Here is a 12,707-nt window from a genome sequence, read left to right as displayed (position 1 = left end):
CTCCTGCGTGTTGAAGGTCAATCCACCTGGGCGCCGGAGCGGCGCACCAGCTCGGCCCATTTGGCGATCTCGGCGCGGTTGAAGGCGACGAGTTCGTCCGGCTTCATGGCGCGCAGCTCCAGGCCCTGGGCCCCGAGCTTGGCGACCATCTCGGGCTGCGCCAGCACCTGGGCGCAGGCCTCGCGCAGCCTGGCCAGCGCCGGCGCGGGCGTGGCGGCATGCGCGTACAGCATGAACCAGGCGACCAGGTCGAAATCGCCGTAGCCCTGCTCGCTGATGGTGGGGACGTCGGGCGCGGCGGCGCTGCGCCGCGCGCTGGACACGCCCAGCGCGCGCAGCTTGCCCGAGCGGATGTGGGGCAGCACCGCGGCCGGGTGATAGAACATGAAGCCGGCCTGCCCGCCCATCACGTCCGTGAGGGCCTGGCCGCCCTCCTTGTACGGCACGTGCACCATGTCGCCACCCAGGCGCACCTTGAGCAGCTCGCCGGCCAGGTGGCCGGAGGTGCCGTTGCCGGCGGAGGCGAAGGTCACGCCGCCGGCGCGGGCCTTGTCGGCCAGGTCCTTGAGCGTGCGGATCGGGGAATTCGCGGCCACCACCAGCAGCGTCGGGGTGTAGCCGGCGAAGGCCAGCGGCGCGAAGTCGCGCAGCGGGTCGTAGGGCAGCTTGCGGAACAGGGTGGCGTTGATCGCGTGGGTGCCCACCGTGCCCATGACCAGGCCATAGCCGTCGGCCGGGCCCTTGGCGATGGCGTCGGAGCCGATGGAGCCGCCGGCGCCGGCGCGGTTCTCCACCACGACCTGCTGGCCCAGGGGCCGGGCCAGGCCCTCGGCGATGGCGCGGCCCACGATGTCGGTGGTGGTGCCGGCGCCGAAGGGGACCACCATGCGCAGCGGGCGCGAGGGGAAGTCGCCGGCGGCCTGCGCGCGCGCCAGCAGCGGCACGCCCAGCGGGGCGAGCCCGGCGGCGAGCGCCGCAGATTTCAGGAGCCAGTCACGGCGGGCGTTCATCGGGGCGCTCATGCAGACTCCTTGCGGCGCGGCGACCAGCCGTGGCGCAGTTCCTCGGTGTGCTCACCCAGCACGGGCGGGGGCACGACCTCGAGGTCGCGCACGCCGTCGTAGGTCACCGGCGGGCGCACGGTGCGGAATTCGCCCATCACCGGGTGGCGGGCCTCCACGAACAGCTGCAGGTGCCTGGCCTGCGGGTCGTCGGGGACCTCGTCGGTGGCGTACATCGGCGCATGCGGCACGTCCTCGGCCACCAGGCGGCGGCACCACTCGGCGCGGTCATGCTTCTTGAAGATGCCGGCCAGCACCGGGATCAGCGCGTCCTGGTTGCCGATGCGCGCGACGCGGCTGGCGAAGCGCTCGTCCTCGAAGATGTCGGGCCGCTCCATCGCCTTGGCCAGGCCCTGCCAGAACTTCTCGGGCGAGGACATGTGCAGCGCGATCCACTTGCCGTCCGCGCACTCCAGCACGTAGGACTGCGAGACGCGGGCGCGGCTGAAGGCGTCCATCACCTCCTGCGCGGAGAACAGGTGCTGGAAGGCGTCGATGTTGAAGTAGGCCATGGCCTCGAACATCGAGATCTCCACGCGCCGGCCCTGCCCCGTCGCATGGCGCTCGTGCAGCGCGCCCAGGATGCCCTGCGCGGCGAAGATGCCGGTCATGGCGTCGGCGATCGCGGGGCCCACCACGCGCGGGTCCTTCGGGTTCACGAGCAGGCGCAGCAGGCCGCCGTAGGCCTGGGCCACCGAGTCGTAGCTCGGGCGCTCGACGTAGGGGCCGTCGGGGCCGAAGCCGCTGATGGCGCAGTAGATCAGCTTCGGGTTGATCTTGCGCAGGCGCTCCTCGCCGGCGCCGATCTTCTCGGCGAAGCCGGGGCGGAAGTTCTGGATGTAGACGTCGGCGTCGCGGATCAGGGCGTCGAAAGCCTCCAGGTCCGCCGGCAGGCGCGTGTCCAGCGCCACGCTGCGCTTGTTGCGGTTGTAGGTCTGGAAGTGCGGGCTGTAGAGGCCGCCCTTGAAGGCGCGGAACGGGTCGCCCGAGCCGGGGAGTTCGACCTTGGCGACGTCGGCGCCCAGGTCCGCGAGCATCATGCCCGCGGCCGGGCCGGTGATGAAGGTGCCGTGCTCGACGACGCGCACGTCCTGCAGGGGGCGCGGGGCCGTCATGCCTGGCCCCCACGCTCCCCGGCGGGCAGCCCGCCGGTGTACTCGTACTCGCGCACCGCCTGGTACGACAGGGCGAAGCCGATCGGGTCCTCGTACTCCTCGGTCATGTGGCCGATCAGGCCGGCCACGCGGGCCAGCATCGGCACGCCCTTGAGCGCATTGACCGGGAAGCCCACGTCCAGGAGCACCGCGGGGATGGCCGCCGAGACATTGAGCTTGAGCTCCTTGCCCACCACCTCGGGGATCACGGCCTCGACGGCCTGGGCGATCCCCACGTACTTCTGGCTGGCGCCGGCAGCGCGCGCGACCTCGAACAGGCGGGTCACCCGCGGGTCGAGGGTCTTGTGCTCGGGATGGCCATAGCCCGGGATCGGCGCGCGGCGCGCGCGCCGCTCGGCCACCACCGCGCGGGCGGCGGCCTGGATGTCGCCGCCCTGGCTGGCGGCGGCCTGCTCGATCTCCAGGAACATGCGGCCCGCCGTCTCCGAGGCGCCCAGGATCACCGAGCCGCAGCCCAGGATGCCGGCGGCCACGGCGCCCTGCAGGGCGTCGGGTGCGGCGGCCAGCGTCATGCGCGCGGCCTGCACGCTGGGCACCAGGCCGTGCTCGGCGATCGCCACCAGGGTGGCGTCGAGCACCGCGCTGGCGGCGGCGTCGGGGCGGCGGCCGGTGACCAGCAGGTGGAAGTAGTCGGTGAAGCTGATGCGGCCGATCAGTTCCTCGGTGAGGTTGGCGCCCCGCACCACGATGCGGTGTTCGTTCGAGGTGCAGATGGCCGAGCGTGGCGTGGTGGCCTTGCCGATTTTCAAGTGGGTTCTCCCGCGAAGAATGGACGGACCCGTGGCGCGACGCTGCGAGCGCCGGCCCCGGACGGAGGGGCTCCGGGGCTCAGGCCGAGGGCACGAGCCGGAAGTCGTACTGGCACTCGTACCAGGGCTGCTGCAGCTGGCGGCCGTCGGGCGCCTGGCCTGCGGGATGCTCCTTGAAGTCCACGATCAGGCTCTCGCGCACGCCGAAGACGGCGTCGGATTCGATGTAGGGGCTGTCCGAGACGAACAGGTGCGTGACCAGCGGCTCGTGGCCCTCGGCGCGCAGCCAGGTGTGCATGTGGCCGGGGCGGTTGGGGTGGCGGCCCATGAGGCGCAGCATCCTGCCCACCGGGCCGTCGTCGGGCACCGGGTAGTAGTTGGGGCGGATGGACCAGAAGCTGTAGCGGCCGTCCTGGTCGGTGTACATCGTGGCGCGCAGCTGCATGGGCGCGTCCTGGCCCTTCTGCAGGTCGTAGAAGCCCTCGTCGTCGCCGGACCAGACGTCGAGGCGGCAGTTGGCGACCGGCTTGCCGGCGGTGTCGGTGACACGGCCGTGGTACCAGGCGCGCGCGCCGGCCATGCCCTCGGCGATGTCGGTGCCCGCGGTGACCACGGGCGCGCCCTCCCAGTAGAACGGGCCCAGCACGGTGGCCTCGGTAGGCGGCTGCTCGCCGGGCGCGGGCTGGTGCCTGGCCGCGCCGCGGGCCTGGTCCAGGGCTACCACCAGCATGGACACGCCCAGCGTGTCGGACAGCAGGATGAACTCCTGGCGCTTCTCGTCGCACATGTGGCCGGTGTCGGCGAGGAACTGGATCGCGGTCATCCACTCCTCGGGGCGCAGGTCGACGTCCTGCACGAAGGCATGCAGGTGCTTCACCAGCGAAGTCATCACCTGCTTGAAGCGGGGGTCCTTGCAGTCCGTCATGCGGTCGATGACGGCCTGCGCGAGGTCCGTGGCGGCGTATTGACGCATCTCTTGTCTCCTGTTGTCGGGGTCCGCGGGCTCTTGGTGTGGCCTGTTGCGAGTCAGTCTAGGGTCGGGTTTCACCGATGGGAAGTGACTTATTTCGACGCATACGATCGATGCCATCAATCATCCGAGCCTCCTCAGGGAAAACCCATGGAACTTCGCCATGTGCGGTACTTCGACGCCGTCGCCGAGACGCTGAACTTCACGCGCGCCGCGCAGCGCCTGCACGTGACGCAGTCGACGCTGTCGCACCAGATCCGGCAGCTGGAGGAGGAACTGGGCATCACGCTGTTCGACCGCGTGGGCAAGCGGGTGCGCATGACCGAGGCGGGCGAGCTGCTTCGCAGCCACATGGCGCCGGCGCTGGCGCAGATCGACCGCGGGCTGCAGGCGGTGCGCGAGTCCGGCGGCGCGATGACCGGGCGCATCCGCGTGGGCACCACGCCGAGCTTCAACACGCGCATGATCCCGCGCTGCGTCTCGGCCTTCCTGGCCGACCATGCGGACCACGAGGTGGTGGTGGAGGAACTCACGGCCGCCGCCATCGCCGAGGCGGTGGAGGGCGACCGGCTGGACCTGGCCGTTTCCTACCGGCCCGAGGGGGACACGAACCTGTGGTTCGAGCCGCTGTACACCGAGGAACTGCGCCTGGTGGTCAACCCGGCCCACCCGCTGGCGCGGCGCCGGCGCGTGCGCATGGCCGAACTGCACCAGGTGCGCATGGTCATGCTGCCCGAGGGCTTCGCCACGCGAAAGCTGATCGACGACTGCCTGCAGGCCGCCGGCGCCAGCGTGGTGGTGGCCGCGCAGCTCAACTCCATCGCGCCGATGCTGGCCCTGGTGCGCCAGACGCAGCTGGCCGGCATCGTGACCGAGACGGCGGTGGAGCCCAGCGCGGACCTGCGCGTGATCCCGCTGGAAGACCCGACGCCGGTGCGCACGCCGGGCCTGCTGTGGAAACGCGGGGCGGTGAAGTCGCCGGCGGTGCGGCAGTTCGCGGACATCATCCGCAACGCCGTGGGCCTGGCGAACTGAGGCCCCGCGGGGTCCCTCAGAGGACCTGGCAGGCTTGCTCGAAAGCGAGGCGCTTGTTGCGGTCGTACAGCAGCTTGTCGTCGCCATAACCCAGGTTGATCAGGAAGTTGGCCTGCCAGCGGCCGTCCGGGAAGAACTCGGCGTTCACCTTGGCCAGGTCGACCCCGCTCATGGGGCCGCAGTCCAGGCCATGGGCGCGCGCGGCGAGGATGAAGTAGCCGCCGCCCAGCGTGCCGTTGCGGTTGGCGGTGGCGGCGGCCAGCGCCGGGTTCGCCTCGAAGTTCTCCTTGGCGCCCTCGCGGTGCCAGATCTGCGGCATGAACTCGTAGAAGCGGGTGTCGGTGGCCACGATCACGGTGACGGGGGCCGAGCGCGTCTTGTCCACGTTGCCGGGCGACAGCGTGGGGATCAGGCGCTCCTTGGCGGCCGGGGTGGTGAGGAACACGTAGCGCGTGGGCTGGGTGTTCATCGAGGTGGGCGCCATGCTGGCGGTCTCGTAGACCTTGCGCAGGAGTTCGGCGGGCACCGCCTTGTCGATGAAGCCGTTGGCGGAGCGGGCCTTGAAGAACAGGCGGTCGAAGCTTTCTTGGTTGATGGTCATGTCGGTCAGGGGGTCAGGGTGGTTGGAACGGTGCCGATTATTCACCCCGGACGCCGGCGTCCTGGACCAGGCGGGTCCAGCGCACCACGTCGCCCTGCACCAGCGCGCGGGTGTCGGCGGCGGCCAGAGAGAGCGGCCGTCCGCCCGCCTTGCGGAAGGTCTCCACCACGTCGGGCGCGGCGATCACCTTGCCCAGTTCGGCGCGCAGGCGATCGAGTACCGGCGCCGGCGTCCGCGACGGCGCGAACAGGCCGAACCAGGACTCCAGGTCGATCGCCGCCACGCCGGTCTCGGTCACGGTGGGCACCTCGGGGTGCATCGGGTTGCGCTGCGTGCCGGAGACGGCCAGTGCCTTCACGTGCCCGGCCTCGACCTGCGGGCGGGCGGTGGGACTGAGGTCGAAGAACAGGTCGACACGCCCGCCCAGGAGGTCCTGGTAGGCCGCCTGCGCGCCGCGGTAGGGGATGTGGTTCAACTCCACGCCGGCCTGCTTCCACAGCACCGCGGCGAGGACGTGCTGGCCCGAGCCCACGCCGCCCGAGGCATAACTGAGCTTGCCGGGGTTGGCCCGCGCGTGGGCGATGACGTCGCGCAGCGAGGCCAGGGGCAGGTCCTTGCGGGCGATCAGGGTGTAGCTGTAGGCCACGGCCAGGCCCAGCGGCTCGAAGTCGCGCAGGCTGTCATACGGCAGGTTGCGGTACAGGCCGGGGTTGAGGGCGATGTTCGAGACCGAACCCACCAGCAGCGTGTAGCCGTCGGGGGCGGCCTTGGCCACCGCGTCGGTGCCCACCAGGGTGCCGGAGCCGGGGCGGTTCTCCACCACGAAGGGCTGCTCCATCAGCTTGCCGAGGCGGTCGGCGAGCAGGCGGCCGACGAAGTCGAAGCCGCCGCCGGGCGGCTGCGGCACCACCACCTTCACCGGGCGCGCGGGGTAGGCCTGCGCGCGCGCCGCGGGCAGGGCCAGGGAGCCGGCGGCGGCCACCGCCAGGGCGGAGAAGCGACGGCGGTCCATGTCAGCGCTCCAGGGGGCCGCCGGCGAGCCAGCGCGCGCCGCGGGCGTACAGGGCCTCGACCTCGGGCCCGGTGAGCATGGGCATGTCGCGCTTGACGTTGTAGCCGATGCGCGTCTGGATGTAGGCCAGGTGCCGGTAGCCCACCGGGAACTGCGCGATCGCCTCCATGTCCAGCACCAGCCGGGCCGAGGGATCGATCGGGTCGATGCGGTCCTTCTCGTAGATCGGCTGGCGGTGCAGCACCTTCCACTCGCCCTCGTGCTTCTGCACGAAGTCGTAGAAGCGGCCGGTGCACACCACGTCGCAGGCCACGCCCTCGACCATGCCGCGCTGCGAGATCGTCATCTTGGTCTGGGCGATGGCGCGGTCCCCGTTCACCTCGATGGCCGAGCCCCCGAGGAAGTGCAGGATGCTCACGCCCTTGGCCCAGCCCTCCTGGGTCACGCGGATGAAGTCGCGGAAGGGCCCCTGGAACCAGGTGGCCATCATCACGCCGTCGGGGTGCCACACGGTGGCGAAACGCTCCCAGTCGCCGGCGTCGCGCCAGACGGCCCATCGCTCGATGGTGCGCCGGATCAGGAGTTCCTCTTGCAAGGTATCGGTCATGGGGTCTCCGTGGGGGGTGCGGGGGCTCAGGCCTGCGCCGGGTAATCGACCTGGTGGCGGGCGATGCGCATGTCGCCCAGCTCCTGCTTCACGCGCAGGTGCTCGGGGTGGCTGGCATAGGCGTCCAGCGAAGCCTGGCTGTCGAACTCGGTGTAGAGGACCACGTCGCAGGCGTAGTCGACGCGGCTGGTGTCCACGCCGACCTCCAGCCGAAGCAGGCCGGGCACGCGCCCGCGCAGGCTCTCGAAGCTGGCGCGCAGGCGATCGAGGTGGGCGGCCTTCTGCGCCTGGGTCTCGCCGCGCACGTTCCACATCACGATGTGGCGCATGGGCCGGTCGGGGCGCGGGGTGTCGGTCATGGCGTCGTTGCGGAATGCGGATGGGGGCCGACTCTAGAAGCGCGTCACAATTTGCGAAACGACGCCGCTGCAAATGACTTTTCCATGCAGCGGAACAAGAGAACGAGGGGCGCGGCCCGGCCGCCCCCGCTGGAGACGACGTGGACCGCTGGACCGAGATGGAGTTGTTCGTGCAGGTGGCCGAGACCGGCAGCCTGAGCCGCGCCGCCGAGGCGCTGGACCTGTCCAATGCCGCCGCGAGCCGGCACCTGGCCGCCCTGGAGGCGCGCCTGGGCGTGCGGCTGGTGGAGCGCAACACGCGCCGGCTGTACCTGACCGACACCGGCCGCGAGTTCTACGGGCGCGCCCGCAACATCCTGGCCGACCTGAAGGACGCGGAGGAAACCGTCAACGCCGCCGCCCTCGACCCGCAGGGCACGCTGCGGGTGACGGCCTCGCTGTCGTTCTCGGTGCAGCACATCGCGCCGCTGCTGGACGCCTACACCCGCCGCTACCCCAAGGTGAGCGTGCACGTGGAGGTGGCCAACCGCTACTTCGACATCATCGACAACAACATCGACGTGGCGATCCGCACGCGCGAGTTCGAGCCGGACTCCAATGTGACCATCCGCCGCCTGAGCCAGACCCGCCGCATCCTCGCCGCCTCACCCGGCTACCTGCAGGGGCGCGGCACGCCGCGCGCGCTGGAGGACCTGCAGCGCCACAGCATGCTGATCTACTCGCATGCGAACAACCCCCACGAGCTGCGCTTCACCCGCGACGGGCAGCAGCAGTCGGTGACGGTGCGCAGCCTGCTCGAGTCGAACGACGGCCAGGTGCTGCGCGCCGCCGCCCTCTCGGGCATGGGCATCCTGGTGCAGCCCACCTACATCCTGTACGAGGACATCATGGCCGGCCGCCTGGTCCCGGTGCTGGACGACTGGGACCTGCCGCGCCTGACGGTGAACCTGGCCTACCCGAGCCGCAAGCACCTCTCGGCCAAGGTGCGCAGCTTCATCGACTTCATGGCGGAACACTTCGAGCGCGAGGACTACGCGCGCAAGTGGACGCAGCGCTGGAACACGGCCTGAGCCGCCGGGCGAGCCCCGGCCCCGGCCCCGGCACCGACACCGGCACCGACACCGGCACCGGCTCCGGCCCGCGCCGCCCTCCCCCTCAGTCCGGCCGGCGGCCCTCGAAGGCGTCCTGCAGCAGCTGGCGCAGCGCTGCGCGCTCCAGCGGGCGCGGGTTCGGGTACTGGTTCTGCATCGCCTGGTCACAGGCGCGGTCCAGGTCCCCGGCCTGGAAGCCCAGCTCGCGCAGGGACACCGGCGCGCCGTTGTCGCGCGCCAGGTCGAAGGCGGCGCGCGCCGCCGAGGCGCGCCCGCCCAGGGCCTTCGCGGTCAGTGCCATGGCCCCGGGCGCGGCCGGGGCGTTGTAGGCCAGGGCATGCGGCAGGATCACGGTGTGCGTCTCCGCATGCGGCAGGTTGAAGCTGCCGCCGATGGTGTGGCACAGCTTGTGGTGCAGGGCCATGTCCACGCTGGCCAGCACGGTGCCGCACAGCCAGGCGCCATAGAGCGCGTCGCGCCGCGCCTGCAGCAGCGCCTCGCCGTGCTCGCCGCCGGTGCCGGGCGCGGTGTGGGCGATCACCGGCAGCGCCCGGGCGAAGGCGGCGATGCCCTCCTGCGCCATCAGGTCGATCACCGGGTTGGTGTTGACGGAGTAGAACCCCTCGGCCGCATGGGCGATGGCGTTCATGCCGCTGGTCACGCTGACCCGCGCGGGCAGGCCCAGGGTCAGCTGCGGGTCGTAGATCACGGTGCGCGGGAGCACACGCTCGTCCCGCCCGGTCTTCTTCACGCCGGCCTCGGTGATGCCGAAGATGGTGGTCATCTCCGAGCCGGCGTAGGTGGTGGGGATGGCCACGATCGGCAGCGGGGACTCCAGCGCGATGGCCTTTCCCAGGCCGATGGTGGAGCCGCCGCCGATGGCGACGGCGCAGTCTGCGCCCAGGCGCGCGGCCATCTCGCGGGCGGCCCGCGCCGCCTCGATCGGCACATGCATCGCCGCCGCGTCGAACAGGCCGGCGCAGCGCGCCCCCAGCAGGGCGGCGACGCGCTCGCCCTCGTCGCGCCGGGTCGGGGTGCACAGCACGAGCGCGCGCCGCGCGCCGACGAGGTCGACCTCGCGCTCGAGGTGGCGCAGGCTGCCGTTGCCGAAGATCACGCGGGCGGGCCGCCCGATGAAGACGAAGTCCTTCTGGTCCATGGCGCCAGCGTAGCGGCAAGCCCCGCACCGCGCCGGCCGGCCGCACGCGCGCAGCCGGAAATCAGTTTTGCGCGGGATGGAACACGGGCCGGCCCGGACGGCCTCAGAGCGTGTCGATCGGGGTGGAGACCGGCGCCGCCTGGTGGGCCTGGTCGGCCAGCGAGAAGCGGTCGTCGGTGCGCGTGTAGAAGCTGGCGCCGAAGCGGGCGATGGGGCGGTAGTCCCGCAGGTTGACGCGCCAGGCCTGGGTGTCGACGAGCCCGTCGCGCGCGGCCAGCCACTTGATGCGGCCGATGAACACGTAGCGGCTGGGCGTCTCCAGGGTCTCGTGCAGCACGCACTCGAAGGCGATCGGCGCCTCCCGGATGCGGGGCGGCGCCACGCAGCGCGAGGGCACCGGGGTCAGCCCCACGGCGGCCAGCTCGCTCACGTCGGGCGGGAAGCTCTCCCCGCAGGCGTGCATCTTCTGGGCCATCGGCTCGTCGGACATGTGGACCACGAACTCCCCGTTCTGGAGGATGTTGGCCGCCGTGTCCTTGAGGCGCCCGTCGTCGAGGCGGTTGATGCTGATCATCAGGATCGGGGGGTCCTCGCCGATCATGTTGAACATCGAGAACGGCGCGGCGTTGGCCACGCCCTGCGCGCTCAGCGTGGTCACCAGGGCGATCGGCCGCGGCACGATGAGGCTGGCCATCAGCTTGTAGCGCTGGTAGCTGGTGATGTCGTCGAAGTTGACTTCCGTCATGGGATTCCGGTCCTGGCGCGGCCGGGCGCCGCGCCTGCAAAAAATCAAGGCGGCGCCCAGTCTAGGTGAACCGGGACGCCGCCGAGGCGCCGGGGCCTTGCGCCCCGCGCGCTCAGGTGACCACTTCGACCTTGGCGCGCTTGGCCACGGCGGTCCAGCTGCCGATCTGCGAGCGAATCAGCTTGTTGAACTCCTCGCCGACCACGGGGGTCTTGCGCGGCAGGGTCTGCACCTCCTCGAGCCGCGCGATCACATCGGGCTTGGCCAGGATCTCGGGAATCAGGGCGGTCAGGCGCTGCGCGATGGGCGCGGGCAGGTTCTTCGGGCCGGACAGGCCGAGCCACTGCGAGCCGGTCAGCGAGGGATAGCCCAGCTCCGCGAAGGTCGGGATGTTGGGCAGGGCCGGCAGGCGGCTGGGCGTGGACACGGCCAGCGCGCGCAGGGAGCCCGCCTTGAGCTGGTTGACGTTGGTGGTCACCGGGTCGAACACGCTGTCGATCTGGCCGCCCAGCAGGTCCTGCATGGCGGGGGCGCTGCCCTGGTAGGGCACGTGGTCGTGCTGGTCGGCCTGGCCCTCGATCTTCAGCAGCTCACCATACAGGTGGTTGGCCGAGCCGATACCGGAGGTGCCGTAGCGCACCGGCTTGGTCTTGGCCGCGGCCACGTACTGCGCCAGCGTCTGGTACGGGGACTGGGCGCGCACCAGCAGCATCATCGGCGCCTCCACCAGCATGCCCAGGTGGGTGAAGTCGTTCACCGGGTCGAAGGGCATGGTGCGGCGGGTGGCCGCCGCGTAGATGTGGACCGAGGCGTGGCTCACGAGCAGCGAGTAGCCGTCGGCGGCCTGGCGGGAAGCGAACTCGGTGCCGATCAGGCCGCCCGCGCCCGCGCGGTTGTCGACCACCACGGTCTGGGACAGGGCCTGCGACAGGTGCGGGGCCATCAGCCGCGCCACGGTGTCCACCAGGCCGCCGGGCGGGTACTGGCAGATCAGGCGGATCGGGCCCTTGGTCGGCCACGCGGGGGACTGGGCGTGGACCCAGGGGGCGGCGAGGGCGGCAGCGCCGGCAGCCAGCAATTCACGGCGTTTCATGTCGGTTCTTTCTGGTTCAGGTTGAAGCGGTTCCCGGCGATGCGCTGCACTCGCCGGTTGGAAGCTCTTCAGCACGACCTGTGCCAGTCCGGGCCAACGCCTGTTCGTGCGAGCGAGGGCCGCGGCGCCAGGGGCCCGTCCGGTGCGGCCTGCGCCAGGACGGGGCGATCGCGCCCTGGCGCGGAACTTGAATGCCCCGTCTTGCAGATCCCGGCGCACCAATTCCGGACACGCCCCGGCCCGACAGCCCGAAACCCCACACGACATGCACCAGAAGAAGACACGCAGGTTCTTGCTGATCAACCCCAACACGAACCCGCTCACGACGCAGCGGCTGCAGGACACCCTGCTGCCCCGCCTGCCTGCCGACACGCGCCTGGACGTGCGCACGGCCCGCTTCGGCGCCAGCTACATCGCCTGCGAGGCCAGCCATGCGGTCGCGGCCCACGCCTGCCTGCAGGCCTGGGCGGAGGACCGGCAGGCGCAGCCCGAGCCCCTGGACGGGGTGCTGATCGGCTGCTTCGGGGACCCCGGCCTGTTCGCGCTGCGGGAAGCCAGCGGCTGCGGCGTCACCGGCCTGGCCGAGGCCTCGTTCCTCGTGGCGGCGGCGCGCGGGCCGTTTGCCATCGTCACCGGCGGCGAGCGCTGGAAGCCCATGCTGCAGCGCCTGGCGCAGAGCCTGGGGTTTGGCGACCTGCTGCGGCACATCGAAACGGTGGCGCCCAGCGGGGCGGCGCTGCAGGCGGATCCGGAGATGGCCCTGCGCTGCCTGGGGCAGGCCTGCGAGCGGGCGGCCCAGGCCGGCGTGCAGTCCGTCATCCTCGGCGGCGCGGGCCTGGCAGGCTACGCGCAGCGCCTGCAGGACCGCAGCCCCCTGCCCCTGATCGACAGCGCCCACGCCGGCCTGGACGTTTTGCTGGGCCGCCAGCTGCCGCCGGCGCCGCAGGCGCAGGACGGCTTCTTCGCGCGGTGGCAGGGCGTGGCGCCGGCCCTGGCGGGCCTGCCGGCCCGGGATTGAGCGGCGCCGGCGCCAGGCATGAAAAAGCCCGC

General features: G+C 71.6%; 14 protein-coding genes. 3 read left to right on the top strand and 11 right to left on the bottom strand.

Features of this window, described 5'->3' with window-relative positions:
- Positions 1-17: 17 nt before the first annotated feature.
- The 4 genes from ACFQZY_RS13740 to ACFQZY_RS13725 form a co-directional block, all read right to left on the bottom strand.
- On the bottom strand, positions 18-1,022 hold the full coding sequence (locus tag ACFQZY_RS13740; protein WP_377416688.1) for a Bug family tripartite tricarboxylate transporter substrate binding protein: 1,005 nt from the start codon (positions 1,020-1,022) through the stop codon (positions 18-20).
- Positions 1,019-2,176, bottom strand: a complete 1,158-nt coding sequence (locus ACFQZY_RS13735; RefSeq protein WP_377416686.1) for a CaiB/BaiF CoA transferase family protein — start codon at positions 2,174-2,176, stop codon at positions 1,019-1,021. Before ACFQZY_RS13735 ends, ACFQZY_RS13740 begins: the two co-directional genes overlap by 4 nt.
- Positions 2,173-2,985 (bottom strand): citryl-CoA lyase, encoded by an 813-nt coding sequence (locus ACFQZY_RS13730; protein WP_377416684.1) that lies wholly within the window; start codon positions 2,983-2,985, stop codon positions 2,173-2,175. The genes ACFQZY_RS13735 and ACFQZY_RS13730 overlap by 4 nt, the downstream gene beginning before the upstream one ends.
- A 79-nt stretch (positions 2,986-3,064) precedes the next feature.
- Positions 3,065-3,958, bottom strand: a complete 894-nt coding sequence (locus ACFQZY_RS13725; protein WP_377416682.1) for a dioxygenase — start codon at positions 3,956-3,958, stop codon at positions 3,065-3,067.
- Positions 3,959-4,105: 147 nt separating this feature from the next.
- Between ACFQZY_RS13725 and ACFQZY_RS13720 the strand changes: the two genes are divergently transcribed.
- The gene (locus ACFQZY_RS13720; RefSeq protein ID WP_377416680.1) at positions 4,106-4,990 is read left to right on the top strand and encodes a LysR substrate-binding domain-containing protein; all 885 of its coding nucleotides are present in this window, start codon (positions 4,106-4,108) and stop codon (positions 4,988-4,990) included.
- Positions 4,991-5,006: 16 nt separating this feature from the next.
- Here the strand turns inward: ACFQZY_RS13720 and ACFQZY_RS13715 are convergent, their stop codons facing one another.
- The 4 genes from ACFQZY_RS13715 to ACFQZY_RS13700 are packed head-to-tail and all read right to left on the bottom strand — an operon-like array spanning position 5,007 to position 7,569.
- The gene (locus ACFQZY_RS13715) at positions 5,007-5,591 is read right to left on the bottom strand and encodes a malonic semialdehyde reductase (protein WP_377416678.1); all 585 of its coding nucleotides are present in this window, start codon (positions 5,589-5,591) and stop codon (positions 5,007-5,009) included.
- 37 nt (positions 5,592-5,628) lie between these two features.
- A complete protein-coding gene (locus ACFQZY_RS13710; protein ID WP_377416676.1) occupies positions 5,629-6,603 on the bottom strand; it encodes a Bug family tripartite tricarboxylate transporter substrate binding protein in 975 nt (324 codons plus the stop codon).
- A 1-nt stretch (position 6,604) separates the two neighbouring features.
- The gene (locus ACFQZY_RS13705) at positions 6,605-7,210 is read right to left on the bottom strand and encodes a nuclear transport factor 2 family protein (RefSeq protein ID WP_377416674.1); all 606 of its coding nucleotides are present in this window, start codon (positions 7,208-7,210) and stop codon (positions 6,605-6,607) included.
- 26 nt (positions 7,211-7,236) lie between these two features.
- Positions 7,237-7,569, bottom strand: coding sequence for a Dabb family protein (locus ACFQZY_RS13700; RefSeq protein ID WP_377416672.1), 333 nt, complete (start codon positions 7,567-7,569; stop codon positions 7,237-7,239).
- Between the two features lie 140 nt (positions 7,570-7,709).
- Here ACFQZY_RS13700 and ACFQZY_RS13695 point away from each other — a divergent pair, with 140 nt between their 5' ends.
- Positions 7,710-8,639 carry a LysR family transcriptional regulator gene (locus tag ACFQZY_RS13695; RefSeq protein WP_377416670.1) on the top strand — a complete coding sequence of 310 codons (930 nt, stop codon included), beginning with the start codon at positions 7,710-7,712 and terminating at the stop codon, positions 8,637-8,639.
- 85 nt (positions 8,640-8,724) lie between these two features.
- Here ACFQZY_RS13695 and ACFQZY_RS13690 read toward each other — a convergent pair whose 3' ends face one another.
- The 3 genes from ACFQZY_RS13690 to ACFQZY_RS13680 all read right to left on the bottom strand — a co-directional run bounded on the left by ACFQZY_RS13690 (position 8,725) and on the right by ACFQZY_RS13680 (position 11,657).
- Positions 8,725-9,819, bottom strand: coding sequence for a maleylacetate reductase (locus tag ACFQZY_RS13690; protein ID WP_377416668.1), 1,095 nt, complete (start codon positions 9,817-9,819; stop codon positions 8,725-8,727).
- 103 nt (positions 9,820-9,922) lie between these two features.
- Entirely contained in the window at positions 9,923-10,564 is a 642-nt protein-coding gene (locus tag ACFQZY_RS13685) for a flavin reductase family protein (protein ID WP_377416666.1), read from the bottom strand.
- 112 nt (positions 10,565-10,676) lie between these two features.
- Positions 10,677-11,657 (bottom strand): Bug family tripartite tricarboxylate transporter substrate binding protein, encoded by a 981-nt coding sequence (locus ACFQZY_RS13680; RefSeq protein WP_377416664.1) that lies wholly within the window; start codon positions 11,655-11,657, stop codon positions 10,677-10,679.
- A gap of 292 nt (positions 11,658-11,949) precedes the next feature.
- On the opposite strand from ACFQZY_RS13680, the gene ACFQZY_RS13675 reads away from it, so the two are divergent.
- Positions 11,950-12,675 carry an aspartate/glutamate racemase family protein gene (locus ACFQZY_RS13675; RefSeq protein WP_377416662.1) on the top strand — a complete coding sequence of 242 codons (726 nt, stop codon included), beginning with the start codon at positions 11,950-11,952 and terminating at the stop codon, positions 12,673-12,675.
- The last annotated feature ends 32 nt before the right edge of the window (positions 12,676-12,707 follow it).

This window comes from Ramlibacter sp. GCM10027632 (genome assembly GCF_042675325.1).
Lineage (GTDB): Bacteria > Pseudomonadota > Gammaproteobacteria > Burkholderiales > Burkholderiaceae_C > Ramlibacter.
Note: the sequence above shows the minus strand (reverse complement) of the source record. Positions and strands in the feature narration are given on the sequence as shown.

What these genes read in the sequence shown, in the direction of transcription:
- ACFQZY_RS13740 (WP_377416688.1), bottom strand. Translation starts at nt 1,022, where the DNA reads ATGAGCGCCCCGATGAACGCCCGCCGTGACTGGCTCCTGAAATCTGCG.
- ACFQZY_RS13710 (WP_377416676.1), bottom strand. Translation starts at nt 6,603, where the DNA reads ATGGACCGCCGTCGCTTCTCCGCCCTGGCGGTGGCCGCCGCCGGCTCC.
- ACFQZY_RS13720 (WP_377416680.1), top strand. Translation starts at nt 4,106, where the DNA reads ATGGAACTTCGCCATGTGCGGTACTTCGACGCCGTCGCCGAGACGCTG.
- ACFQZY_RS13685 (WP_377416666.1), bottom strand. Translation starts at nt 10,564, where the DNA reads ATGACGGAAGTCAACTTCGACGACATCACCAGCTACCAGCGCTACAAG.
- ACFQZY_RS13705 (WP_377416674.1), bottom strand. Translation starts at nt 7,210, where the DNA reads ATGACCGATACCTTGCAAGAGGAACTCCTGATCCGGCGCACCATCGAG.
- ACFQZY_RS13735 (WP_377416686.1), bottom strand. Translation starts at nt 2,176, where the DNA reads ATGACGGCCCCGCGCCCCCTGCAGGACGTGCGCGTCGTCGAGCACGGC.
- ACFQZY_RS13725 (WP_377416682.1), bottom strand. Translation starts at nt 3,958, where the DNA reads ATGCGTCAATACGCCGCCACGGACCTCGCGCAGGCCGTCATCGACCGC.
- ACFQZY_RS13680 (WP_377416664.1), bottom strand. Translation starts at nt 11,657, where the DNA reads ATGAAACGCCGTGAATTGCTGGCTGCCGGCGCTGCCGCCCTCGCCGCC.
- ACFQZY_RS13700 (WP_377416672.1), bottom strand. Translation starts at nt 7,569, where the DNA reads ATGACCGACACCCCGCGCCCCGACCGGCCCATGCGCCACATCGTGATG.
- ACFQZY_RS13690 (WP_377416668.1), bottom strand. Translation starts at nt 9,819, where the DNA reads ATGGACCAGAAGGACTTCGTCTTCATCGGGCGGCCCGCCCGCGTGATC.
- ACFQZY_RS13715 (WP_377416678.1), bottom strand. Translation starts at nt 5,591, where the DNA reads ATGACCATCAACCAAGAAAGCTTCGACCGCCTGTTCTTCAAGGCCCGC.